This is a genomic window from Streptomyces sp. DSM 106670, from assembly GCF_055792845.1.
Genome location: NZ_CM147704.1, coordinates 5,660,606 through 5,684,459, shown reverse-complemented (window position 1 = coordinate 5,684,459; position 23,854 = coordinate 5,660,606). Strand labels below are relative to the sequence as shown.

Annotated in this window: 20 protein-coding genes; 7 read left to right on the top strand and 13 right to left on the bottom strand. The window is 73.0% G+C overall.

All coding sequences use genetic code 11. From position 1 onward, the window contains the following. Positions 1–90: 90 nt before the first annotated feature. Positions 91–585 carry an MGMT family protein gene (locus ACSMXR_RS25305; RefSeq protein WP_473169984.1) on the bottom strand — a complete coding sequence of 165 codons (495 nt, stop codon included), beginning with the start codon at positions 583–585 and terminating at the stop codon, positions 91–93. 221 nt (positions 586–806) lie between these two features. Between ACSMXR_RS25305 and ACSMXR_RS25300 the strand changes: the two genes are divergently transcribed. From ACSMXR_RS25300 to ACSMXR_RS25290, 3 genes are all read left to right on the top strand, one after another. Continuing rightward, the gene (locus ACSMXR_RS25300) at positions 807–3,563 is read left to right on the top strand and encodes a lysylphosphatidylglycerol synthase domain-containing protein (RefSeq protein WP_137231816.1); all 2,757 of its coding nucleotides are present in this window, start codon (positions 807–809) and stop codon (positions 3,561–3,563) included. A gap of 153 nt (positions 3,564–3,716) precedes the next feature. Further along, entirely contained in the window at positions 3,717–5,309 is a 1,593-nt protein-coding gene (locus tag ACSMXR_RS25295; protein WP_473169983.1) for an alpha/beta hydrolase, read from the top strand. 109 nt (positions 5,310–5,418) lie between these two features. Next, positions 5,419–7,014, top strand: coding sequence for an alpha/beta hydrolase (locus ACSMXR_RS25290; RefSeq protein WP_473169982.1), 1,596 nt, complete (start codon positions 5,419–5,421; stop codon positions 7,012–7,014). 70 nt (positions 7,015–7,084) lie between these two features. Here ACSMXR_RS25290 and moeZ read toward each other — a convergent pair whose 3' ends face one another. The 12 genes from moeZ to ACSMXR_RS25230 form a co-directional block, all read right to left on the bottom strand. Continuing rightward, on the bottom strand, positions 7,085–8,263 hold the full coding sequence (gene moeZ, locus ACSMXR_RS25285; protein ID WP_137231819.1) for an adenylyltransferase/sulfurtransferase MoeZ: 1,179 nt from the start codon (positions 8,261–8,263) through the stop codon (positions 7,085–7,087). Positions 8,264–8,363: 100 nt separating this feature from the next. Next, the gene (locus tag ACSMXR_RS25280; RefSeq protein WP_137231820.1) at positions 8,364–9,206 is read right to left on the bottom strand and encodes a spherulation-specific family 4 protein; all 843 of its coding nucleotides are present in this window, start codon (positions 9,204–9,206) and stop codon (positions 8,364–8,366) included. Continuing rightward, positions 9,194–10,159, bottom strand: a complete 966-nt coding sequence (locus ACSMXR_RS25275) for an NAD-dependent epimerase/dehydratase family protein (protein ID WP_030087305.1) — start codon at positions 10,157–10,159, stop codon at positions 9,194–9,196. The genes ACSMXR_RS25280 and ACSMXR_RS25275 overlap by 13 nt, the downstream gene beginning before the upstream one ends. A 176-nt stretch (positions 10,160–10,335) precedes the next feature. Next, entirely contained in the window at positions 10,336–11,526 is a 1,191-nt protein-coding gene (locus tag ACSMXR_RS25270) for a hypothetical protein (protein WP_473169981.1), read from the bottom strand. A gap of 34 nt (positions 11,527–11,560) precedes the next feature. Further along, the gene (locus tag ACSMXR_RS25265) at positions 11,561–13,498 is read right to left on the bottom strand and encodes a DUF3492 domain-containing protein (protein WP_473169980.1); all 1,938 of its coding nucleotides are present in this window, start codon (positions 13,496–13,498) and stop codon (positions 11,561–11,563) included. Between the two features lie 190 nt (positions 13,499–13,688). Beyond that, positions 13,689–15,335 (bottom strand): dipeptide ABC transporter ATP-binding protein, encoded by a 1,647-nt coding sequence (locus ACSMXR_RS25260; protein WP_473169979.1) that lies wholly within the window; start codon positions 15,333–15,335, stop codon positions 13,689–13,691. Continuing rightward, the gene (locus tag ACSMXR_RS25255; protein ID WP_137231823.1) at positions 15,332–16,321 is read right to left on the bottom strand and encodes an ABC transporter permease; all 990 of its coding nucleotides are present in this window, start codon (positions 16,319–16,321) and stop codon (positions 15,332–15,334) included. Before ACSMXR_RS25255 ends, ACSMXR_RS25260 begins: the two co-directional genes overlap by 4 nt. Continuing rightward, positions 16,318–17,313: an ABC transporter permease gene (locus tag ACSMXR_RS25250; protein WP_137231824.1), complete on the bottom strand. Its 996-nt coding sequence runs from the start codon at positions 17,311–17,313 to the stop codon at positions 16,318–16,320. Before ACSMXR_RS25250 ends, ACSMXR_RS25255 begins: the two co-directional genes overlap by 4 nt. A 2-nt stretch (positions 17,314–17,315) precedes the next feature. Continuing rightward, on the bottom strand, positions 17,316–19,040 hold the full coding sequence (locus ACSMXR_RS25245) for an ABC transporter substrate-binding protein (protein ID WP_170994515.1): 1,725 nt from the start codon (positions 19,038–19,040) through the stop codon (positions 17,316–17,318). 232 nt (positions 19,041–19,272) lie between these two features. Continuing rightward, positions 19,273–19,368, bottom strand: coding sequence for an Ms4533A family Cys-rich leader peptide (locus ACSMXR_RS25240; protein WP_309544399.1), 96 nt, complete (start codon positions 19,366–19,368; stop codon positions 19,273–19,275). An 80-nt stretch (positions 19,369–19,448) separates the two neighbouring features. Beyond that, positions 19,449–20,897: a DUF3152 domain-containing protein gene (locus ACSMXR_RS25235; protein WP_473169978.1), complete on the bottom strand. Its 1,449-nt coding sequence runs from the start codon at positions 20,895–20,897 to the stop codon at positions 19,449–19,451. Positions 20,898–20,905: 8 nt separating this feature from the next. Beyond that, on the bottom strand, positions 20,906–21,871 hold the full coding sequence (locus ACSMXR_RS25230) for an alpha/beta fold hydrolase (RefSeq protein ID WP_030087316.1): 966 nt from the start codon (positions 21,869–21,871) through the stop codon (positions 20,906–20,908). A 112-nt stretch (positions 21,872–21,983) separates the two neighbouring features. Here ACSMXR_RS25230 and ACSMXR_RS25225 point away from each other — a divergent pair, with 112 nt between their 5' ends. The 4 genes from ACSMXR_RS25225 to ACSMXR_RS25210 all read left to right on the top strand — a co-directional run bounded on the left by ACSMXR_RS25225 (position 21,984) and on the right by ACSMXR_RS25210 (position 23,850). Further along, complete coding sequence (locus tag ACSMXR_RS25225; protein WP_137231828.1) at positions 21,984–22,199, top strand: hypothetical protein; 216 nt, start codon at positions 21,984–21,986, stop codon at positions 22,197–22,199. A gap of 167 nt (positions 22,200–22,366) precedes the next feature. After that, the gene (locus tag ACSMXR_RS25220; RefSeq protein ID WP_010061601.1) at positions 22,367–23,008 is read left to right on the top strand and encodes a TetR/AcrR family transcriptional regulator; all 642 of its coding nucleotides are present in this window, start codon (positions 22,367–22,369) and stop codon (positions 23,006–23,008) included. 140 nt (positions 23,009–23,148) lie between these two features. After that, positions 23,149–23,376, top strand: coding sequence for a DUF3107 domain-containing protein (locus ACSMXR_RS25215; protein WP_010061602.1), 228 nt, complete (start codon positions 23,149–23,151; stop codon positions 23,374–23,376). A 201-nt stretch (positions 23,377–23,577) separates the two neighbouring features. Then, positions 23,578–23,850 (top strand): hypothetical protein, encoded by a 273-nt coding sequence (locus ACSMXR_RS25210; protein WP_242741233.1) that lies wholly within the window; start codon positions 23,578–23,580, stop codon positions 23,848–23,850. Positions 23,851–23,854 lie beyond the last annotated feature (4 nt).

Genomic DNA, 23,854 nt, shown 5'->3' with positions numbered 1-23,854 from the left:
ACGGCGCGGGAGGCGGCGGCCGCGCTGCGTCCCTCGTCACGTGCGCTGCCGCGTCGGGGCGCCGCCTCGGCGGGCCGATGGCGGAAGCTGTCAGGTGTGAGCTTTCTCGCCCGGACCGCCGGGACCGACCGGACCATCCGGATCACCGGAACCGACCGGGTCACCGGAACCGCCCGGACCGCCCCCGTCGCCACCCGCGTGCCCGTCCCAGCGGGCGCGGCGCACGTCGATCCGCGGGATGTGCCCCTCCGCCCGGCGCGACGCCTCGCGCAGCGGGGTGCCCTCCGCGCGGTAGTGGTCCAGTGCCCGCAGCTCGTGGGCGGGCAGCAGCGTCCCGTCGGCGCGGACGACGCGCCACCACGGCACGGCCGATCCGTACAGCGCCATGACCCGGCCGACCTGGCGGGGCCCGCCCTCGCCCAGCCACTCCGCGATGTCGCCGTACGTCATCACCCGGCCGGGCGGGATGAGATCGGCCACGTCGAGGACGCGCTCCGCGTACTCCGGCAGCTCCGCGTATTCCGGCGGACCGCCGCCGGCCGGGGCGGTGCCGGGGCCGCCCCCGTCCGTCTGGTGCTGGCTCATCCGCCCCATCCTGCCGTACGCCACCGACAGCCCGGCCGAAACGGTGTCCGTCCGCGCACACAGCGTGCGCGCGGGTGCAAAGGGGCGTATGTTGCGCTTCCCGCGCCCGTGCGATGCACCCTGATGCCCTCCTCCGTCTACGGGCCGTGCCACCATCATGCGGGCGGTGACCGGTGATACCAGAACACGAAGACGAACCAGAGGCGACGAAGGAGCAGGGCGTGCAGCCACCGAAGGCGGCGGACGCCTCCGATGCCGGGGAGCGCCCGCAGGGCGGTCCCGAGTCCCCCGCAGCCCCCCGCGCCGACGGCCCCACGACGTCCACCACCGGACATCTGGCGGGCTCGACGCTCGCCTCCGCCGAGGCCGCCCTGACCGACCGCGTCTCCGGCGACGAACCGCTGCTCCCCGCCCGGGTGCACCGCCCCTCCGACCTGATGCGGCTGCTCATCGGGGTGCTCGCGATCGCGGTCCTGTTCTCGATCGCCGCGTTCGCCCAGGGCACCACCACCGGTCTTGAGGACGACATCTCCAAGGGCACCGAGCAGGCGCCCGATCTGCTGATCAAGATCGCCGGTCTGGTCTCCAGCATCGCCGTGCTGCTGGTGCCGGTCGCCTTCGCCATCGAGCGCCTGATCAAACGCGACGGGCTGCGGATCGCGGACGGGGTGCTCGCCGCCGTGCTCGCCCACGGGGTGACGCTCGCCACCGATCTGTGGGTGTCGCGGACCGCTCCCGGCACCATCCAGGACGCGCTGACCCAGCCGCAGACGGCCGGCGGGCTGACCGACCCGGTGCACGGCTATCTCGCACCGGTCATCGCGTACATGACGGCGGTCGGCATGGCCCGGCGGCCGCGCTGGCGCGTGGTGCTGTGGGTGGTGCTGCTGCTCGACGCGTTCGCGATGCTCGTCGGCGGGTACACCACCCCGTTCTCGATCATCCTCACCGTGCTGATCGGCTGGACGGTGGCGTACGGAACGCTGTACGCGGTCGGCTCGCCGAACGTCCGCCCCACCGGCCAGCACCTGATGGCCGGTCTGCGGCACGTGGGCTTCCGCCCGGTCGCGGCGATGCGCACCGAGGACACCCCGGACAAGGACGGCACCGACCAGGGCGACCGGGGGCGGCGCTATCTGGTGACCCTGGAGGACGGGCCGCCGCTGGACGTCACCGTCGTCGACCGGGAGCAGCAGGCCCAGGGGTTCTTCTACCGGGCCTGGCGGCGGCTCACCCTGCGCGGGATCACCCAGCGGCGCTCCATCCAGTCGCTGCGCCAGGCGCTGGAGCAGGAGGCGCTGCTCGCGTACGCGGCCATCGCCGCCGGGGCGAACGCGCCCAAGCTGATCGCCACCTCGGAGCTGGGCCCGGACGCGGTGATGCTCGTCTACGAGCACATCGGCGGCCGGTCGCTGGACTCGATGGAGGACGAGGAGATCACCGACGATCTGGTGCGCAGCGCCTGGCGTCAGGTGAAGGCCCTCCAGTCGCGGCGGATCGCGCACCGCAGGCTGACCGGTGACGCCCTCCTGGTGGATCGTTCCGGCAGGGCGTTCGTGACGGATCTGCGCGGCGGCGAGATCGCCGCCGGTGATCTGGTGCTGCGGATGGACGTGGCCCAGTTGCTGACCACGCTGGGGCTGCGGGTGGGCGCCGAGCGGTCGGTGGCCGGGGCGCTGGCCGTGCTCGGCCCGGACGCGGTGGCGGACTGTCTGCCGCTGCTCCAGCCGATCGCGCTGAGCCGCTCCACCCGGGCGACGCTGCGCCGGATCGCCCGTGAGCGTTCGCAGCGCGAGCGGGAGGCGGTGCTGGAGGCCTCGCAGGCGGCCAAGCAGGCGAGGGCCGAGCTGACCGCGGGCCCGGTGGACGGCAAGGCGGGCTCCAAGGCGGAGCGCAAGTCGCTGCGGACCGAGAAGCAGGCCGAGAAGCGCGCCATGGACGATGCGCTGGAGGAGGCCCGCGAGGAGGATCTGCTCGCCCAGATCCGCCGCCAGGTGCTGCTGATCCGCCCGCAGGCCCCGGTCGAACCGGTCCGCCTGGAGCGCATCAAGCCGCGCACCCTGTTCAGCTTCATCGCCGGCGCCATCGCCGCGTACTTCCTGATCTCGCAGGTCACCCAGGCCGACTTCGGCGCGGTCGTGGAGCAGGCGGAGTGGGGCTGGGTGGCGGCCGCCCTCGGCTTCTCGGCGCTGAGTTACGTGGCGGCGGCAATGAGCCTGCTGGGCTTCGTACCGGAGCGGGTGTCGTTCCTGAAGACCGTGCAGGCGCAGGTGGCCGGGTCGTTCGTGAAGATCGTGGCGCCCGCCGCGGTCGGGGGCGTGGCGCTGAACACCCGCTTCCTCCAGCGGGCCGGGGTGCGCCCCGGTCTGGCGGTGGCGAGCGTCGGGGCCTCGCAGCTGTTCGGTCTCGGCGCCCACATCATGCTGCTGGCGCTGTTCGGCTATCTCACGGGCACGGAGAAGACCCCGGACTCGCTGACCCCGTCCCGGACGGTGATCGCGGGTCTGCTGACGGTCGCGGTGCTGGTGCTGGTGGTGACGGCGATTCCGTTCCTGCGGAAGTTCGTGGTGACCCGGGTGCGCTCGCTGTTCGCCGGGGTCGTGCCGCGCATGCTGGACGTGGTGCAGCGGCCGCAGAAGCTGCTCACCGGCATCGGCGGCATGCTGCTGCTGACCGGTCTGTTCGTGCTCTGTCTGGACGCCTCGATCCGGGCGTTCAGCGGCCCGGACGTGCCGCAGCTGAGCTACGCGAGCATCGCGGTGGTCTTCCTCGCCGGGAACGCGCTCGGCTCGGCCGCCCCGACGCCGGGCGGTATGGGCGCGGTCGAGGGCGCCCTGACGCTGGGCCTGATCGCGGTCGGGCTGCCGAAGGAGGTCGCGGCTCCGGCGGTGCTGCTGTACCGCGTGATGACGCTGTGGCTGCCGGTGCTGCCGGGGTGGATCGCCTTCAACCAGCTGACCCGCAAGGGCGAGCTGTGATCCGTACGCACATCCGGTGGCCGGGCGAGCAGTAGCCGCCGGGTCGGGCTGGGGCGGTGCCGCCGCCCGCCGACCGCCCGTAGCGGCCCCCGCCGCCACCCGCATGGACCGCGCCCGGCCGCGCTCCCCGGCGCCCCGCCGCACGATGGGGGCATGAGGACTTCCCCCGCTCTGCGCGCCGCCGCCCTCGCCGCCACCGCCACCGTGCTGCTGCCGCTGGCCGCCTGTTCGGACGACGGCGACGGGGAGGGGTCCTCGACGCCCACCGGGGCCTCGACCGCCTCGCCGACCGCCACCGCCGAGGACCTGGCCTCGCAGAAGCTGGAGTGGTCCCCCTGTCCGCCGCCGAACACGTCCCAGGGCGGTGGGGAGTCGCCGTCGCCGCTGCCCGGCGGTGTGGTGTGGGAGTGCTCCTTCATGGACGCCCCCCTGGACTACGCGAAGCCGGACGGCCGCACGATCGAGCTGGCGCTGGTGCGGGCGAAGGCCAAGGACCAGCAGCGGCGGATCGGCTCGCTGGTGTTCAACTTCGGCGGGCCCGGGGCGTCCGGGGTGGCGACGCTGCCCGCGTTCGGCACCGAGTACGACAAGCTCCGCACCCGCTACGACCTGGTGAGCTTCGACCCGCGCGGGGTGGGCCGCAGCGAGGGCGTCCAGTGCGCGGACGACGCCCAGCTGGACGCCTTCTACCAGGAGGACGCCACCCCGGACGACGCGGCGGAGGAGAAGCAGTTCGTCCAGGGGCAGAAGGACTTCATCGCGGCCTGCGAGGAGAACTCCGGCGCCGAACTCCCCTTCGTGGGCACGACGAACGCCGCCCGCGACATGGACCTGATGCGCACGGTGCTGGGCGACGAGAAGCTGCACTACTTCGGCATCTCGTACGGCACCGAGCTGGGCGGCGTGTACGCCCACCTCTTCCCGGACAAGGTCGGGCGGGCGGTCTTCGACGCGGTGGTCGACCCCACGAAGGACGCCGAGCAGTCCTCCCTCGGCCAGGCCGAGGGCTTCCAGCTCGCCCTGGACAACTTCACGAAGGACTGCGCGGAGCGCGACGACTGCGCACTGCCCGGGGCCACCCAGCAGGAGGTCGAGCAGTTCATCGCCGATCTGCTGGCCGAGCTGGAGGAGCAGCCCATCGACGGTCTCGGCGACCGGGCGCTGACCCAGACGCTGGCGACCACCGGTATCGCGTCCGCGCTCTACTCCAAGGAGACCTGGCCGCTGCTGGAACAGGGGCTGGACGAGGCGGACGGCAAGAACGGCGGGCTGCTGCTGGCGCTGGCCGACTCGCTGAACGGCCGCTCGGAGGACGGGCGTTACGACAACTCCAACGCCGCCAACATCGCCATCAACTGCGCCGACAGCAAGCAGCGGTTCTCGCTGGAGCAGACGAAGGCGGCCCTGCCCGCGTTCCGCAAGGCGTCCCCGCTGTTCGGGGACTATCTGGGCTGGGGCCTGATGAGCTGCACCGGCTGGCCGGTCGCGGGCGCCTGGCAGACCCCGGACGTCAGCGCCCCGGGCGCCGCCCCGATCCTGGTCATCGGCAACACCGGCGACCCGGCGACCCCGTACGCGGGCGCCAAGGCGATGGTGGAGAAGCTGGGCAAGGGCGTCGGCGTCGAACTCACCTACAAGGGCGAGGGGCACGGGGCGTACAACAGCAAGGACGCCTGTGTGCAACGGACGGTGGACGGCTATCTGCTGAACGGGAAGGTACCCACGTCCGGAACGGTCTGCGGCTGATCCCGGGCCCCGACTCCCGTACGCCGCACGGCGGTTAGCATGTCCGCACACCACAGCCGCCCGACGCGTCGCCACCGGCTTCGGGCCTCCGAGGGAGGGAAGCCGGATCATGCGTGCGCACCGTCGTGCCCAGCGGGCCGCCGTCACGACAGGAGCGGCCCTGCTCGCGGCGGGACTGCTCGCCGGCTGCGGGCTGTCGGGCTCGGAGCCGGATGCGGACGCGCCCGCCGACGGCCGCCCCGGCGACGCCTCCGCCGCGCCCACGCCGACCGGGCACAAGGACTACCCCAGGACGCCGGAGCTGCCGTCGGAGCTCACCTCCCAGCGCCTAGACTGGAAGCGCTGCACGGCCCCGCGCGGCGGCAACGCCCCCGGTTCCGCCTGGCGTTGCGCACGGGTGGACGTACCGCTGGACTACGCGGATCCGTCCGGGGAGACGCTGTCCGTCGCGCTGATCCGCAAGGAGGCCCGTGACAAGGGGCGGCGGCTCGGCTCGCTGTTGTTCAACTTCGGCGGCCCCGGCGGGTCCGGCGTCGCGACCCTGCCGCGCGCTTCCCGGTCGTACGCGAAGCTCAACACCCGCTACGACCTGGTGAGTTTCGATCCGCGCGGGGTCGCCGCCAGCTCCGGGGTGCGCTGCCGCACCGACAAGGAACAGGAACAGGCCCACCGCAACGTCGACCTGACCCCGGACACGGCGGCGGAGGAGGCGGCCTTCATCGAGGACGCCGCGGAGTTCGGCGCCGGCTGCGAACGCCGCTCGGGCGCGGTCCTGCCGCACGTCGGCACCGCCAACGCCGCCCGCGACCTTGACCTGATCCGCCAGGTCCTGGGCGACGAGAAGCTGTCGTACTTCGGCTTCTCCTACGGTACGGAGCTGGGCGGAACGTACGCGCACCTCTTCCCGCACACGGTGGGGCGCACCGTGCTGGACGCGGCCGTCGACCCGACGGCCGACGGGATCGGGCACGCCCGGAACCAGACCATGGGCTTCCAGCGCGCCCTGGAGAACTATCTGAAGGACCGGGGCCGGAGTCCGAAGGAGGGCTCCGAGCGCATCGCCCGGCTGCTGGCCCGGATCGACCGGAGTCCGCTGCCGACCGACTCGGACCGGGAGCTGAGCGAGTCGCTCGCCATCACCGGCATCGTCGCCCCGCTGTACTCCGAGTCGTCCTGGCCCGCCCTGACCGCCGCCCTCGACGAGGCGGAGAACAACGGCACGGGCAACGGTCTGCTCCGGCTCGCCGACTCGTACAACGGCCGGGACGAGCAGGGCCGTTACGACACCCAGAGCCACTCCCAGCGGGCGATCTCCTGCGCCGACTCGACGTCACGTCCCACGGTGGACGAGGCCCGTGCGCTGCTGCCGGAGTTCCGGAAGCTGTCGCCGGTCTTCGGCCCGTTCCTGGCCTGGGACACCGCGGGCTGGTGCGCCCAGTGGCCTGTGGAGGGCGAGCACGAGACGCCGGAGACCAGTGCGCCGGGCGCGGGGCCGGTCCTGGTCGTCGGGACGACCGGCGACCCGGCGACCCCGTACGAGGGAGCGCGGCGGATGGCGGACGAGCTGGGCGAGGGCGTCGGCGTCCTGGTGACCAACAAGGGCGAGGGGCACGGGGCCTACGGCTCCAACGACTGTGTGACCTCGACGATCGACGACTACTTCCTGGACGGCAAGGTCCCGGCGGACGGCACCACCTGCGGGTGACCGGACGCGCGCACGGGAAAGGGGCCCGGTCCGCGGTGCGCGGACCGGGCCCCTGCCCGTACGGAATGCTCTAGTACACCGGCTTCTCGGGCTCGATCTGGTTGACCCAGCCGATCACGCCGCCGCCCACGTGCACCGCGTCGGCGAAGCCCGCGGACTTGAGGACCGCGAGGACCTCGGCGCTGCGGACGCCCGTCTTGCAGTGCAGGACGATGCGCTTGTCCTGCGGGAGGTCCTGGAGGGCGGTGCCCATGAGGAACTCGTTCTTCGGGATCAGCGTGGCGCCGGGGATCGAGACGATCTCGTACTCGTTCGGCTCGCGGACGTCGATGATCTCGATCTTCTCGTCGCCGTCGATCCACTCCTTGAGCTGCTTGGGAGTGATCGTCGAGCCGAGCGCCGCCTCCTGGGCCTCGTCGGACACGACGCCGCAGAAGGCTTCGTAGTCGATGAGCTCGGTGACGGTGGGGTTCTCGCCGCAGACCGCGCAGTCGGGGTCCTTGCGGACCTTGACCTGGCGGTACTGCATCTCCAGGGCGTCGTAGATCATCAGCCGGCCGACCAGCGGGTCGCCGACGCCGGCGAGCAGCTTGATGGCCTCGGTGACCTGGATGGAGCCGACCGACGCGCAGAGCACGCCCAGCACGCCGCCCTCGGCGCAGGAGGGGACCATGCCCGGCGGCGGGGGCTCCGGGTAGAGGCAGCGGTAGCAGGGGCCGTGCTCGGACCAGAACACGGAGGCCTGGCCGTCGAAGCGGTAGATCGAGCCCCATACGTACGGCTTGTTCAGCAGCACGGCGGCGTCGTTGACGAGATAGCGGGTGGCGAAATTGTCCGTGCCGTCCACGATCAGGTCGTACTGCGCGAAGATCTCCAGCACGTTGTCGGCTTCGAGCCGCTCTTCGTGAAGGACCACGTTGACGTACGGGTTGATGCCCAGCACCGAGTCCTTGGCGGACGCGGCCTTGGAGCGGCCGATGTCGGCCTGGCTGTGGATGATCTGGCGCTGCAGGTTCGACTCGTCGACCTCGTCGAACTCCACGATGCCGAGCGTGCCGACACCGGCCGCGGCCAGGTACATCAGGGCCGGCGAGCCGAGGCCGCCGGCGCCGACACACAGCACCTTGGCGTTCTTCAGGCGCTTCTGTCCGTCCATCCCGACATCCGGGATGATCAGGTGGCGGGAGTACCTGCGGACCTCGTCGACGGTGAGCTCAGCAGCTGGCTCGACCAGGGGTGGCAGCGACACAGGAACCTCAACAATGCAGGTGGTCGGATGTCTACGTAGACCGGCTTCTTACGGTCGACTACGTACGGTTGTTCTCCCCGTAACACTGCCACGCCCCTTCTCATTCCGAGATACCGGGTCCGATCCGCGAGACGATTTCGTCCCAGTACCTGGGCAGCGTCGCGAATGGATCGCTTTGTCCGGTTCGGCCGTCGCGGTCGTTCCGGTCGTTCCGGTCGGTGAAGAAGATGGTCCCGGCGCCCTGCCAGCGGGCGATCCGCATGGCCTCCTCCAGATGGGTGCGCGGCACCCCGTGGACGAAGTGGGCGAACCGCTCCGGTGGATAGTCGGCCGTCCATTCGGCCACCTGCGACCAGCGGTAGTCGGTCCAGGGGCCCTGGAAGGTGACCAGCTGGTCGGCCGCCTCCGCGTATCCGGGATACGGGTGGGCGCCGTGGCCCAGCACCAGGCGGCCCCCGCCGTCCGCGCTGTCGCTCTCCGCCAGCAGGGCGTGGAGCGTGCCGGTGAGGCGGCGGACGGCGGGCAGCTCGGCCCGCTCGGTGGGGCAGCGGGCGAGATAGAAGCCGCCGATGCGGTACCAGTCGATGAAGGACCGGGCGTCCGCGATCAGTTCGTCGAAGGGGCGCTCGCCGTGGGCCAGGTCGAGATGGCCGAGCAGCCGGCCGCCGGAGGCCCGGACGGTGTCGTCCGGGGCCTCGCCGTGCAGGGCGCGCTCGCGGGCGTTGCGCAGCCGGCCCGCCGCCTCCAGGCAGTGCGGGTCGGGCCGGGTGCCGGGGCCGTTCGCGATGTTGAGGACGGCCCAGTGCAGCGGGGTGCCGGGGCGGGCCAGCTCGGCCCATTCGGCGGGGGCGAGCAGCGGGTGCGCGTAGCCCGGGACGCCGAAGCCGAGCTGTTCGCCGCCCGCGGTCCGGCGGGCGTCGGCGGGAGCGGTCAGATACGGCACGCCGCCTCCATCCAGATGTCCGCGAGGGATTCCTCCAGATTGATCCGGGGCCGCCACCCGAGCCGGTCCCGGGCGGTGCGGACATCGGCCTGCTGCCAGGCCCCGCAGCCGTCCGGATACGGGGACGGGGTGGCGGAGAGGTGTTCCATGACGGACTCGGCGGAGGTGCGCGGGGCGCCGATGGGCAGCCGCGGAGGCGGCGAGTCCAGCTCGTGGAGCGCGCCCGCGTACCCGGCGACCCTGGCCAGGACGGCGGCGGCGTCGCGGAGCCGGACGGCCCGCCCGGTACCGATGTTGACGACGCCCTGGGCGGCGGAGAGCGAGGCGGCGTGGACGGCCCGCGCCACATCCCGTACGTCGACGAAGTCCCGCTGCACGCCGAGCCCGCTGAGCTTCAGCTCGCCGTCGCCCATCTGCATGGCCCGGCGCATCGCCTCGGCCAGCCGGCCGAGCGGCGAGCCGGCCGGGGTGCCGGGGCCGACGGGCGAGAAGACCCGCAGCACGACGGCGTCGAGGCCCGAGCCGAGGACCAGTTCGGTGGCGGCGAGCTTGCTGACGCCGTACGGGCCGCCGGGGCGCGGCACGGCGTCCTCGGCGGTGGAGGAGCCGGGCTGCGAGGGCCCGTACTCCGAGGCGCAGCCGACCTGGACGAGCCGGGCCCCGCAGCCGCTGCGGCGCAGCGCCTCGCAGACGGTGGCGACGGCGACGGTGTTGTGCCGGGTGAGGTCCCGGGCGCCGCCGCGGGTGGCGCCCGCGCAGTTGACGACGACGCCGGGGTGGACGGCGTCCAGGAAGCGGGTGAGGGCCCCGGGGCTGCCGCCCGCGAGGTCGAACCGGACGTCGGCGTCGTCGCCGCGGCCGAGGGCCGTGAGGTGGACGGCGGGGTCGGCCAGCAGACGGTCGGCGACGAAGCGGCCGAGGAATCCGTTGGCTCCGAGCAGCAGCACCCTCATCGCGCACCGCCTCGGTGCCGACGGCGGGCTGCCGGTGCGGGGGATTGGGGGGTCATGGCGGGGTTCTCCTAGGTCAGTCAGTCGGTCGTACGGTGCTGGGGCGGGGCCCGCGGCGTCGGCTCCGCGGGAGTGGGGCGGGTGGTACGTCGGTGGGGCGGCGTGGGTTCTCGGGTCTCTCAGCTCCGGGTGTGGGCGGAGGCCCGGGAGAGCGCGAGGGCCGCGTGCAGCAGCAGTCCGATGGCGGCCCCGCCGCAGGCCAGCGCGGACACGGCGCCCGTCCCGCCTGCCGAGACGAGGGCGTCCACAGGCCGGGCGAGGGGTTCGAGCCCGGGGAGCCGGGCGGCGAGGACGAGGGCCGGGGCGCCGGCCTCGACGGCACACGCGCCGGCCAGCGCGACGGTGCCCGGCTCGGGCAGCCCGTGGGCGGCGAGCAGCCGGGCCACGAAGAACAGCACCCCGAGGGCGACCGCCGCGACGGGCGTGCCGCCCCCGCCGAGGCCGAGGTCGGCCAGGTACAGCAGGGGCAGCAGTGCGAGGAGGAAGAGGGTGACGGCCGCCAGCAGCAGGGGGCGCACGCCCGCGCCGAACTCCTCCAGGGCGCGGCTGCCGGCCAGTTTGCGGTGGGCCTGGACGGTGAAGAGGTGGGCGCACCAGGCGGCCGGGGCGACGGCGGCGGCGAGTCCGAGCAGCGCGCCGGGGGTGCCGACCCAGGGGCCGTCCGGGCCGCCGGTCATCACCTGGCCCAGCAGCCCCTCGCCGTACACCGCGTAGCTGAGCAGCCAGCAGGCGTACATCCCGGCCCGGCCCGCTCCTTCGGGGGCGCGCAGGGGCCCCCGGCCGAGGCAGGCCCGGAGTCCCAGGCAGGCCAGGACGGCGCCGACGACGGTGACCAGGGCCCGGGTGCCGTCGCCGAGGACGCCCTCGGTGACCCGGAGCACCCCGGCGGTGGCCAGCGCGGCGGCCCCGGGCAGCAGGGCGAGGAGCGCCCAGGCGGCCCGCGCGTCGGTGTCGGGTCCGGGGCCGGGCGGCCCGCCGGCGGCGGGCTCCCGGGTACGGGGCGGCATCCGGGCGTACAGCTCCTCGGCGAGGGCGAAGACGTCCCGGTGGCGGTAGCGGGCGGCGGTGCGGTCGGTGAGGCCGTGCGCCTCCAGACCGGCGGCGATCTCCAGCGGGTCCACGGCCCGTTCGCACAGGTCGCGGTGGTGGTGCAGCAGGGACTTCACCGGGTCGGCCGGGCCGCGGCGGGCGGTGCCGGACTGCGCCCGGCGTGCCGTGGAGCGGGGCGGGATCTCGGCGGGCCGCTCCGGGACGGGGGCGAAGGGCGCCGGGTCGGCCGGAAGGGTCGCCGGGTCGTCCGGACGGGTCATCGGGTGGTCTCCGTGGTCGTGGCGGGTCGGGTGGTCACGCATCGCCGTCCCCCGCCGGTCCCGCCGCGACCGCGCAGACGCCTTCGGGCTCCGGCTCCCGGCTGTGCTGCGGCTCGGGCTCGCCCGGCCGGTCCGGCAGCCGGCCCCCGGGCGCGGCGGCCCAGCTCGGCGCTGCGGCGGCGACGGCGGCGACGTCAGCACCGGCATCGGCATCGACATCGGGCCGACCCGAACCGTCCGGGTCCGCCGCCGGCCGAAGGTGGGCCCCGGGCTGGGTCCAGTGGCCGAGGAGGCGTGCCTCCGGCGGGGTGGCGAAGGGCAGCGGGTCGCCGTGGGCGTCCACCGTGTCGGCCTCCCGGCGCACCGGGGTGTGCGACATCAGCTCCAGGTAAATGCCGCGAAATGCCGCGAGGTTCTGTTCGACGGTGAAGAGTTCGAGCGCGCGGGCCCGTGCGGCGGCGCCCAGCCGGGCCCGGCGCTCGGGGTCGCGCAGCAGCGCGATACAGGCGTCGGCGAGCGCCTTGGGGTTGCGCGGGGGCACCACCAGGCCGGTGCCGCCGATGACTTCGACGACCGCGCCCACGTCGGTGGAGACGGTGGCCCGGCCGCAGAACATGGCTTCGACGAGGCTGACCGGGAAGCCCTCGACGACGCTGGAGAGCACGATCACGCCGCCCGCGCCGTAGGCCTCGGCGAGGTCGGGGATCTCGGGGCCGCCGATCTCCTCGAAGGTGACCGGGCTGACGCCCTCGGTGTGCGCGCCGGTGGCCTCGTCCGGGAAGAGCTGGGCGGCCAGGGCCTTGCAGTGGGCGAGGTAGGTGGTGGCCTCCTCGCTCTCGGCCGGTGCGCCGAAGACCCGCAGCCGGGCGGCGGGCTCGGCGCGGCGGACCTCGGCGAAGGCGTGGAGGAGAGCGATCAGGTCCTTGGCGGGCTCGATCCGGCCGACCCAGACCAGGGTGCCGGGGCCGCCCGGTCCGTCGTCCTCGCCCGCCGCGCCGAGGCGTTCGGCGTCCTCGCCGACCGGGCCGAAGCGCTCGGCGGCCATGCCCGGGTAGACCGTGCGCTGCTTGGCGGGGTCGGCTCCGCAGCGCTGCTGCCAGCGGCGGACGTGGGTGTTGCCGGGGGTGACGAGCGCGGCCTGGCGGTAGACCTCGGTGGCGAGGCGGCCGTGGAAGCCGGCGAGGAGGGCGCGCACGGAGGTGCCGTACGGGGTGTCGGAGGCGGCCAGGAAGTGCGCGCGCAGCGGGACGCCGTGCTCGGTGACCAGCAGCGGCACCCCGAAGAAGCGTTTGGCCAGGAGCCCCGGAAGGGCGGCCGCCCCGCCGGAGGCCGCGTGGCAGAGGTCGACCGCGCCGAGGCTCTCCTGGTCGTACCAGTCCAGCGAGAGCGGGCGCAGCGCGCGTTCCAGCTCGGCGGCGAGGGCGAGGTGGTCGGGGACGGTGGCGCTCTGCACGGTGCGGCCGGTGCCGTGGGCGCGGGAGGCGGCCTCCAGGATCCGGACGGTCGTCTCGGAGCGCAGGGCGAGGTGGAGTCCGCCGCGTTCGCGGGCGAGCTCGGCGAGGCCGTAGAGCCCTTCGGCGAAGAGTTCCGCGCCGGGGCCGGTGCCCGCTTCCGTACCGGCCTCGTCGGAGGTGCAGATCGCGGTGGCGAGGGCGGTGAAGTGCTCGGTGAAGCGTCGGCGGTCGCGTCGTCCGTAGGACTGTTCGCCGCCGGTCACCAGCCGGGCCAGCAGGCCGCGTTCGCCGCTGCCGCGCAGGGTGCCGTCCTCGGGGGTCCACAGCGGTGCGGTGCGCACCCGGCTGACCTGGTGCGGCAGCCGGACCCAGCCCTGGTCCTCCTGGTGGGCGGAGCGGCTCAGGGCGAACAGGTCGAACTCGTGCTGCGGCAGCCCGCGCACCAGTCGGTCGCACCAGAGTCTGGACTCACCGGTCGCATACGGATAACCACCGTCGGTGAGCAGTCCGATCCGCACGAGTACACCCCCGATCTCCCTTGTGGGCGGCCGCCGTTGAAACGGCGACTCGCAGCGGGACGACCGTAAGCGGATACGCCGGTGGCGCGACGGACGGTTGTCCGTCGCGCCACCGAAAGGGGTGAACCGTCGTAACTTTCCCGCCCCGGTCGCGTTCCGTCGCGATACAGCGGTCGGTTGTTACGGAGGGTCAGGCCCGGGCCAGCTCCTTGCGGGCGGCCCTGCGGGTGTCCGCGAGGCCGGGATCGAGGGCCGGAACGGCCGCCAGCAGCTGCCGGGTGTACGGGTCCCGCGGATTCCCGTAGACCTCGTCGGCGCCGCCCTGCTCCACGATCACGCCCCGGCGCATCACCGCGACCTCGTCGCTGACCTGCCGGACCACGGCGAGGTCATGGGCGATGAAGACCAGGCCGATGCCCAGCTCGCGCTGGAGTTCCGAGAGCAGTTCGATGACCTGGGCCTGGGTGGTGACGTCCAGTGCGGAGACCGGTTCGTCGCAGACGATCAGCTTCGGTTCGGCGGCCAGGGCGCGGGCGATCCCGACGCGCTGGCGCTGTCCGCCGCTGAACTCGTGCGGGTAGCGCTCGAAGTGCGCCGGGTCCAGCCCGACGCGCTCCAGGAGCGCGCCCACCCGGTCCCGGATGCGCCCCTCGTCGCTCTCCCCCGCCGCCCGCAGCGGATCGGCGACGGACTCCCCGACCGAGCGGCGCGGGTTGAGCGAGGCCACCGGGTCCTGGAAGACCATCTGGAGGTCGCGGCGGAAGGACCGCAGCTCCCTCTCGGGCAGCGAGCCGATCTCCGTACCCCCGTAACGGAGGCGGCCCGCCGTCGGGTCGAGCAGCCGGACCAGCATCCGGCCGAGCGTGGTCTTGCCGCTGCCGCTCTCGCCGACGATGCCGAGCGTGCGCCCGGCGTGCACGGTGAGCGAGACCCCGTCCACGGCGGCGACCCGCCCGCTCCCCCGGCCGAACTCGCGCCGCAGACCGACGGCTTCGAGCAGCGGTACGGAGGTTTCCTCCGCCCGGGGCACGGGCACCGGCACGACCCGGCGGGTCTCCACCCTCGGCACCGCGGCCAGCAGCTCCTTGGTGTACGGCTCGCGCGGCGCGCCGAGCACCCGGGCGACCGGGCCGCGCTCCACCTCCTTGCCGTGCCGCATCACCAGCACCTCGTCCACGCTCTCCGCCGCGACGCCCACGTCATGGGTGACCAGCAGGAGCCCCATGCCGGTCTCGTGGCGCAGGTCGTGCAGCAGGTCGAGGATCTGGGCCTGCACGGTGACGTCGAGCGCGGTGGTCGGCTCGTCCGCGATCAGGAGGAGCGGTTCGCAGGCGAGCGCCATCGCGATGAGGGCCCGCTGCCGCATGCCGCCGGAGAACTCGTGCGGGCGCAGCCGGGAGCGCCGGGCCGCGTCCAGGATGCCGACCCGGTCCAGCACCTCGACGGCCCGGGCGCGGGCAGCCTTGCGGGAGACGGGGCGGTGGACCCGGTACACCTCGGCGATCTGGTCGCCGACCGGGTAGTACGGGTCGAGCGAGGACAGCGGGTCCTGGAAGACCATGGCGGCCTTCGCGCCCCGCAGCGCCCGCAGGCCGCGGTCGTCGGCCGCGTTCACGTCCGTACCGGCGACGCGGACCAGGCCGCCGACCCGGGCGCCGGTGCCCCGGTGCAGGCCGAGCAGGGCGTAGGCGGAGGCGCTCTTGCCGGATCCGGACTCCCCGACCACGCCGAGCGCGCCGCCCGCCTCCAGGGTGAAGGAGAGCCCGTCGACGGCCCGGACGGAACCGAAGTCGACGGTGAGGCCGGAGACCTCGACCAGAGGTTCGTGCGGTGTCATGACAGGACCACCCGTCGGTCGGCCAGCGCGTACAGCAGGTCCGCGACGGCATTGGCGAGGACGACGAAGAAGCCGGTCACCAGCACCATGCCGACCACGACGGGCAGGTCGACGACCTTGACCGCGTGGACCAGTTCGCGGCCGATGCCGGGGATGCCGAAGAGCGACTCGGTGAGCACCGCGCCGCCGAACATCGAGCCGAAGTCCAGTGCGCTGAGCGCGATGACGGGCGCCACCGCGCCCCGGAGCGCGTGCCGGCCGATGATGGCCCGCTCGCCGACGCCGTACGCGCGGAAGGTGCGCACATGGTCCTCGGCGAGGGTCTCCAGCATGGCGCTGCGGGTGAGGCGGGCGTACTTCGCGGACTCGATGAGCGCCAGCGACGTCCAGGGCAGCAGCAGTCCCCAGGCCCACTGTTCGGGGTTCTCGGTGAACGGTACGTAGGAGGGGGCGGGCAGCCACTGGAGGGTGGAGCAGAACACGATGATGAGCAGCAGCCCGATGACGAAGACCGGGGTGGCGGAGCCGGCCAGGGTCAGCCAGGTCAGCACCCGTTCGGTGATCCGGCCGCGCCGCCAGGCGGAGAGCACGCCGGTGCCGACGCCGAGCAGCAGCCAGCCGGCGAACGCGCCGATCACCAGGGAGCCGGTGACCGGGAGCTTGGCCAGGATGAGCTGGGTGACCTGCTGGTCGGACTGGTAGGAGACGCCGAGGCAGGGCATCGCGCAGTGCTCGGTGCCGGTGCCGGTGGAGAAGTCGCGGCCGGCGACGATGCCCTGGAGGAAGTGCCCGTACTGCACGTACACCGGGTCGTCCAGCCGCAGTTGCTCGGTGACCTGGGCGACCTGGGCGGGTGAGCAGCGGGGGCCGCAGGCGATCTGGGCGACGTCGCCGGGGGCCACGTAGAAGATCGCGTAGAGGATGGCGGTCAGGGCGAGCAGGACGAGGGCGGCCCCGCCGAGCCGGCGGAGCAGGAAGCCGGTCATGCCGCACCTCCCTCGGTGTCGTGCTTGCCGGTGCCCACCCGCAGCCGGGAGGCGGCGCGCGGGTCGAGTGCGGTGCGGATGCCCTCGCCGAGGACGGTGAGCGCGAGGACGGTGATGAACAGCAGCCCGGCGGGGATCAGCAGATACGTGGGGGCCGCCTGGTACCAGGTGTCGGCCTCGGTGAGCATCTGCCCCCAGGACGGGGTGGGCGGTTTGATGCCGACGCCGAGGAAGGACAGGGCCGCCTCGACGATGATGTTGGTGGGGAAGGCGAGCGCCGCGTAGGTGATGACGGGCGCGGCCAGCGAGGGCAGCAGCTCGCGGCGGGCGATGGACCACTTTCCGCGCCCGCTGAGCCGGGCCGCCGAGACGAAGTCGAGGGACTTCAGGGTGAGCGCCTGGGCCCGCACGATCTTCGACGTACCGGACCAGCCGATCCCCCCGATGACGAGGGCGATCAGGACGGGCCGGGGGAAGGACTCGGGCACGATCGCCAGGAGCGCCAGCGCGATGACCATGACCGGCAGGGCCACGTTGATGTCGGTGATCCGGCCGAGGAGCTGGTCGACCCACCGGCTGCCGAGGGCGGCGGCGAGCCCGATGACCAGGCCGAGGGTGATCTGGAGGACGGTGGCGACGAGGGCGACGCCGAGCGAGACCCGGGCTCCGTACACGACGCGGGCGAACAGGTCGCGGCCGGTCTGCGGTTCGACGCCGAGCCAGTGCTCGGCGCTGATGCCGCCGAAGGGGCCGATGGGGACGCCGCCGGCCGCCGAGTCGACGAGGTCGGGGTGGTAGGCGTTGGGGTCCTGGCCCGCCAGTGCGGTGAGCAGCGGTGCGGCGAGCGCGACCAGGACGAGCAGGAGGACGACGAGGGCCGCGGCGGAGGCCGCGCGCTGGGCGCGCAGCCTCCGCAGGAACAGCCGGGCCCCGGAGGCGGGGGCGACGGCCGGCGCCGCTCCCGCCTCCTGGACCAACAGGGCTTCGGACATGGTTACTTGACCGCGACCTGGGAGACGTCGAGGACGCCGGTCCAGTCGCTGATGACGATGTTCTTGATGTCCTCGCCGTACAGCCGCTTGTAGACCGGGTGGAACAGCGGGACGGTCAGGGCCTTCTCACCGATCTTCTGGTCGAGCGCGCCCCAGCGGGTGGCGGCGGCCTTCAGGTCGGTGATCTTGTTGATCTCGTCGATCTCCTTGTTGACCTCGGGGTCGTTCAGGAAGCCGGTGTTGAAGTTGGCGCCGTCCTTCACGATCTGCCGGCCGTCGAAGATCGGGGCGAGGAAGGGACCGCCGGAGGGCCAGTCGGCGCCCCAGTGGGCGAGGAAGAAGCCGGGCTCCTTCTTCGCGCTGTGGATGGTGTCGGAGTAGTCGTTGCTCTCCAGGCCCTGGAGCTTGACGGTGATGCCGGCCTTCTTCAGCGCGGCCTGGATCGCGGTGGCGATCTCCGGGCTGGTCTCGAAGTCCTTGTCGTTGGAGTGGGTGAGGGTGATGGTCAGGCCCTTGTCGTGCCCGGCCTCCTTCAGCAGCTCCTTCGCCTTCGCCGCGTCACCGGTCTCGCCGGCCGGGAAGTGGTCGTAGGGCGTGTGACCGAAGGAGTCCCGCTCCGGCAGGAAGGTGGTCGCGGGCTCGGCGAGCGAGGAGCCGCCGGCCGCGTTGACGATCGAGGAGCGGTCGATGGCGTACGAGATCGCCTGGCGCACCTTCGGGTCGTCGAAGGGCTTCACCTTCGGGTTGAAGGCGAGGTAGTTGGTGTAGCCGAAGTGGCCGGTGCCGACGCGGGCGGCGAGCTTCTTGTCGCTGCCGACCTTGGCGAGTTCGGCCGGGCCGAGGTTGGTGTCGGTGGTGACGGCGGCGGCGTCCGCGCCCTGGGAGGCGGAGAGGCGCTGGTTGATGACGGCGGAGTCGAGGCCGGAGCGGACGTCGATCCGGTCGGGGTAGGCCTTGCGCTCCTCGTCGGTCTTCGCCGACCAGTGCGGGTTGCGCTCCAGGACGAGGCGCTCGCCGTCGTTCTCGTTGGTGACGACCTTGTACGGGCCCGAGGCGAGCGGGTGCTCCTCGTACTTGGTGCCGGTGTCCTTGGCCTGCGGGACCGGGGTGGTCTGGGTCTGGGTGGCGAGGTAGGGGAACTCGCCGACGGGCTTGTTGAGGTGGAAGACGATCGTCTTCTCGTCGGGCACCTCGATGGAGTCGAGGCCCTTCTTGCCCTTGTACGGGCCCTGGTAGTCGGCCCCGCCGATCAGCCAGTCGCGCAGGTAGGGCGCGCCGCCGGAGAGTTCGGCGGCGAAGGAGCGCTCGATGCCGTACTTGATGTCGGCCGAGGTGATCGCGGTGCCGTCCTCGTACTTGAGGCCGTCCTTGAGGGTGTACGTCCACACGGTGGCGCCTCTGCTGGGCGTGCCCAGGTCGGTGGCCAGGTCGGGGACGACCTTCGCGCCCTCGGCCCCGTCCTCGCGGTTGCGGGTGGTGAGGGTGCGGAAGACGAGGGAGGGGACGTTGCCGCCGCCGGAGGTGTAGAGCCGGGCGGGGTCGAAGTCCTGCTGCGCGTTGCTGTTCAGGATGGTGAGGGTGCCGCCCTTCTGCGGCTTGCCATCGGCCCCGGAGGCGCCGGAGGCGTTCTTGCTGTCCTCGGGGCCGCAGGCCGCGACGCCCGCGGCCAGGACGAGAACGGCGGTGGACGCTGCCACGCGGCGGGATATGAGCGACGGTTGACGCATCGGAAGATGACCTCTCGGAATGCTGCGGCGGAAAAGAGCGGAACAGGGCGGCATCCGCGCAGGCGACGACGAGAAGACGGACCGGACCCCGCTGTCGGGGAACGAAAAGGAAAAGGCCGCGCCTGCGGACGGAAATACGTCCGGGCGCGGCAGTCATGGGGGCCCGCCGGAGCCGGGGAAGGGGCTCACGGGAAAGGTGAAGAAAAAGGGCCGACGCGCGCTCGGACAGGCGTCAGCGACAGAGAATGTCGGCTACGCAGTGCCCGGTCACGCCGAGAAGCGCCAGCTCAAGGGCGGCGATCTCGGAAGGTGCGGGGCTGCGCGACATGCCGAGAAATATGAACGACCGCCCTGACCGCTGTCAAAGCGGAACAAGACGGCCGTCTCATCATGCGGACGTACGGGGGGTCAGCCGGTGGGGTGCACCCAGGGGTTGGGCTTGCACTTGATGCCTTCCAGCTCAAGGGTCTTGGTCTGCTGCTGCATGACCGGAGCCAGGGCGCCGGGAGTGCGGCAGCTCACATGGTTGTGACCCAGCCGGTGGCCGACCTCGTGATTGATGAGCATCTGACGGTAGGGCAGCAATTGGTCCGGGCCGAAGGTGGCGGCGCCCTGCGCCCAGCGATATGCGTTGATCATGACGCGGTCGGTCGAGGCGGAATCGCAGGAGACATTGTCGATCGTGGTGTCCAGACCGGATTTGGCACACCAGTCGCCGGTGGTCCCGGGACTGGCGAGCGTGATCACGAAGTCCGGGGTGCCCGACGAGATCCGCTCGAAGGTCATCGCGCCGTTGTGCGCCCAACTCCGGTTGTCGTTGAGCGTCTTCTGCACGGCTTCGGCGAAAAGTCCGGCGTCGAGACCGAGGCCCTTCTCCACATCGATGCGATAGCGGTGCTTCTGCCCCTTTCCGGGGGCCTTCGCCAGACCGGGCACGGCCTCGAACGTGCCGCTCGCCTTCAGATCCGCGGCGAGCGGATACGGCTGCGCCATCTTGGCGGCGTACGAGAGGGGCTTGACCTCGGGCTTGGCCGAGGGCTGCTCCGGGGTCGGGCGGGCGTCGGAGCGGGAGGCCTCCTCGCCCTGGCCCTGCCGCTCCACCTCGGCGGCGCGGGCGGCCGCGGCACGGTCGCCGGAGTCCTCGGCGACCTGTCCGGCCACCACGACCGCGAGCACGGTGGTCACCGCGGCGGCGGCGATCCCGGTGAACGTGCGGCCCTTGGAGCCCCGGGGCGCGGGGCGTTCGTCCGGCTCACCGGCCTCGGCGTCGTCCGCACCGTCGGAGGGTCCGGCGGGCGGCGCGGCGGGGGCGGTGTCGGGGGCCTCGGCGTCGAAGGCGTCCAGGAACTCCCGGCGCGGGCCCGGCACCGGGGGGCCGTCGAGCGTCGGCTGCTGGGCCGCCCGGCCGTCCGCGGCGCGCTGGGCCGCGCGCTGGGCGGACACCTGACGGGCCACGGCCTGCCGGCGGGCGGCGTCCTGGGGCCCGCCGGATCCACCGGGTCCGCCCGGCCCGGTGGCGTACGACCGGGCGTCGGCGGGGTGGCCGCCCGGACCGGCGTACGGGTGGGGCGGATGCTGCTGGGGGGCGCTGTGCGGTGCGGGGGCGTCGTGGCCCTGGCCGTAGCGGGGCACCGGGCCGGTCCCCCAGCCGCCGCCCTGCTCACGCTGTTCGGGGTGGCCGCCGCGCACCTGCGGGGCGTCCGCGGTGAACGGGCCCCGCCCGTCACCGGTCGGCGGGGGCCCGGTCCGCCTGCGCCGGCCGCCGCCGGACGCGGGCCTCGCCGCGACGCGTTCGCCGCCGGGTTCCGCCGCGTCCGGGCGGATCGCCCCGGAGCCCTTTCGACTGTGTCGTCCCACGCCCCGGATCAGCTCCCGCCGCTATCGTCCAGCAGTTCCCGGAACGCCTGGGCGACCGCCTCCGGGTACTCCATCATCGCCACGTGCCCCGCGTCGGGCAGGGTCAGCAGCCGGGCGTCGCGGAAGGCCGCGGACGCCCTGCGTGCCATCCGGTACGAGACGAGCTGGTCCCGTCCGCCGTACACGAGCTGGGTCGGTGCGAGCACCCGCTCGGCCTGGCGCCACAGTCCGTGCTGGCCGCCCAGGGTGTACGCGTCCACGATGCCCCGGGCCGAACGCGTCATCGCGTCCCAGAAGTACGGCAGCTCCAGCCGGCGCTCCATCTCGGCCACCGCGTGACGGAAGGCTTCGTCGGAGACCCGTGCCGGATCGCCGTAACAGAGTGCCATGACTCCACGCGTCCGCTGCTCCGCCGTCCAGTCCTTCGTGAGCCGGGCGAACAGGGAGGCGACCCCCGGCACGGCCAGCAGACCGGTCGGGACGGCGGGCCGCTGCACCCGCCACTCCGGCAGGGCGGGCGAGATCAGGGTGAGGGTGCGCACCAGGTCGGGGCGGACGGCGGCGACCCGGGTGGCGACCGCGCCGCCCAGCGAATTGCCGAACAGATGGACGGGGCCCCGCTCCTCCGCGTCCAGCAGCCGGATCACCGCACGGGCGTGTCCGGTCACCGAGTAGTTGCCGTCGTCCGGCGGCGGCGAGTCCCCGAATCCGGGCAGGTCGACCGCCTCGCCGTCGACCAGGTCGGACAGCAGGGGCATCAGCGCGGACCAGTTCTGCGACGATCCGCCGAGCCCGTGCACGTACAGCGCGGGAGGCAGTCCGGTCCGGTCGCCCGGCCGGCAGCGGATGTTCAGACCGATCCCCGGCAGGGACACGGAGCGCAGCCGTTCGCCGTCGGCGACCCGGACGGCACTGACCGTGGGGGCCACCGCGGCGGCGGCGGCCTGGACACCCGGCAGCTCGGTCGAAGACATGCGGCAATGTTACGAGACGATCACGCCCTCATTCATGTGTTCGCCGTCACAAGCCCGCATCGCGGGGTGGACGGGTAACTCCTAGGCTCTAGGGGAAGGAAGGGAGCGCGCCATGACGGTCGACCCGAGCGACCCGGACACGTTCGAGAACACCGAACCGGCGGACGCGGGGCCCGAGGCCCCCGAGGCGGACACCGCCGAGCAGCGGGCGGACGTCCGGCCCGAGGACGACGAACGGCTGGAGAACGCCGACCTGGCCACCGCCAATGAGGCCGATGTGGCGGAACAGCGCAGGGTGATCCCCCTCGACGAGGACGATTACCGCTGATACGCCCCGGTTTGCTCACGACCACAATGAACTGTGGCTTCCACAGCCGTCCGGTCCATGAAATTCTGCGTCCGCGCCGCGCATACCAGGGTTACCCAAAAGTACGATGGCTGTACGGCGCAGCGTGCACGGACCGGCTGTGCTGGAACACATATTTGGGAGGCGGCGTGACAGCCATCGAGCAGACAGAGGCGGCGCGCCCGCGGGGCACACGGCTGCCCCGCCGCGCCCGACGCAATCAGCTGCTGGGCGCCGCACAGGAGGTCTTCGTCGCGCAGGGCTACCACTCCGCCGCGATGGACGACATCGCCGAGCGGGCCGGGGTCAGCAAGCCGGTGCTCTACCAGCACTTCCCCGGAAAGCTGGAGCTCTACCTGGCCCTTCTCGACCAGCACTGCGAGTCGCTGCTCCAGGCCGTGCGCACGGCGCTGGCCTCGACGACGGACAACAAGCTGCGCGTCGAGGCGACGATGGACGCCTACTTCGCGTACGTGGAGGACGAGGGCGGCGCCTTCCGGCTGGTCTTCGAGTCCGACCTGACCAACGAGCCCGCCGTGCGCGAGCGCGTCGACCGGGTCTCCCTCCAGTGCGCCGAGGCCATCTCCGACGTGATCGCCGGGGACACCGGGCTGTCCAAGGACGAGTCCATGCTGCTGGCGGTGGGGCTGGGCGGCGTCTCCCAGGTGGTGGCGCGCTACTGGCTCTCCAGCCGGTCGGCCATCCCGCGCGACACCGCCGTACAGCTCCTCACCTCGCTGGCCTGGCGGGGCATCGCGGGCTTCCCGCTGCACGGCGTCGAGCAGCACTGAGCCCTCCGTGACGGGACGGGGGACGCCGTGTTCGCTGCGGGCGTTGCCGGTCGGGCCCTGAGCGCCGCTCCCGCCGGGCTAATGTGGCTGCGTACGGCGCGGTTCGCCGCGCAAGGACTGACCGTCGGAGGGACATAGCCGTGGAGGTCAAGATCGGGGTGCAGCACACGCCCCGCGAGATCGTTCTGGAGAGCGGGCTTTCCGCCGAGGACGTCGAGAGCGCGGTCGCCGCGGCACTGGGCGGCAAGGCGGAGCTGCTCAGCCTCACGGACGACAAGGGCCGCAAGGTTCTGGTGCCGGCCGACCGGATCGCGTATGTGGAGATCGGTGAGCCGACCACCCGACGGGTGGGGTTCGGGGCGCTGTAGTCCACCGGACGCGTTGATCGCAGGAGCGGCCCGGCGGGGGTTTCCCCGCCGGGCCGCTCCTGTGTCGTGTGCGGGAGGACCACTCCGCCCGTTCCCGTACGGGTCGGAACGGGCCGCCGGAGGGTTGTTCTCCGCGAGCGGGGGGTAGTACCGCCTACGACCGATTTGCCCGCCCCGCACACCCCCGCGAGGTGATCGTCTGTGATCTGGGAATCCTTCACCGCCGCCCTGCTCGGGCTCGCCCTGTCCTGGGCGGCCCTGCGATCACTCTCGGACCGGCTGCCGTCCGGCCGTGCGGTTTATCTCACCGGCGCGCTGGGCGCCTTGTTCGGCGCGTATCTGACGCACGCGGCGCTGGGTCCCGGCCATGTCCTGGCGACGCTGATCGGAGCCGTGTCCGTCGGGGCGGTGACGCTGTCGCTCCTGATCCGCCCACGCGGCCGCCGCCTCGCCCGGTCGGCGGCGGCCCAGTAGCGGG

Coding starts and splice junctions, on each gene's coding strand:
- ACSMXR_RS25305 (WP_473169984.1), bottom strand. CDS start 585: ATGAGCCAGCACCAGACGGACGGGGGCGGCCCCGGCACCGCCCCGGCC.
- ACSMXR_RS25295 (WP_473169983.1), top strand. CDS start 3,717: ATGAGGACTTCCCCCGCTCTGCGCGCCGCCGCCCTCGCCGCCACCGCC.
- ACSMXR_RS25290 (WP_473169982.1), top strand. CDS start 5,419: ATGCGTGCGCACCGTCGTGCCCAGCGGGCCGCCGTCACGACAGGAGCG.
- ACSMXR_RS25275 (WP_030087305.1), bottom strand. CDS start 10,159: ATGAGGGTGCTGCTGCTCGGAGCCAACGGATTCCTCGGCCGCTTCGTC.
- ACSMXR_RS25270 (WP_473169981.1), bottom strand. CDS start 11,526: ATGACCCGTCCGGACGACCCGGCGACCCTTCCGGCCGACCCGGCGCCC.
- ACSMXR_RS25260 (WP_473169979.1), bottom strand. CDS start 15,335: ATGACACCGCACGAACCTCTGGTCGAGGTCTCCGGCCTCACCGTCGAC.
- ACSMXR_RS25255 (WP_137231823.1), bottom strand. CDS start 16,321: ATGACCGGCTTCCTGCTCCGCCGGCTCGGCGGGGCCGCCCTCGTCCTG.
- ACSMXR_RS25250 (WP_137231824.1), bottom strand. CDS start 17,313: ATGTCCGAAGCCCTGTTGGTCCAGGAGGCGGGAGCGGCGCCGGCCGTC.
- ACSMXR_RS25245 (WP_170994515.1), bottom strand. CDS start 19,040: ATGCGTCAACCGTCGCTCATATCCCGCCGCGTGGCAGCGTCCACCGCC.
- ACSMXR_RS25240 (WP_309544399.1), bottom strand. CDS start 19,368: ATGTCGCGCAGCCCCGCACCTTCCGAGATCGCCGCCCTTGAGCTGGCG.
- ACSMXR_RS25230 (WP_030087316.1), bottom strand. CDS start 21,871: ATGTCTTCGACCGAGCTGCCGGGTGTCCAGGCCGCCGCCGCCGCGGTG.
- ACSMXR_RS25225 (WP_137231828.1), top strand. CDS start 21,984: ATGACGGTCGACCCGAGCGACCCGGACACGTTCGAGAACACCGAACCG.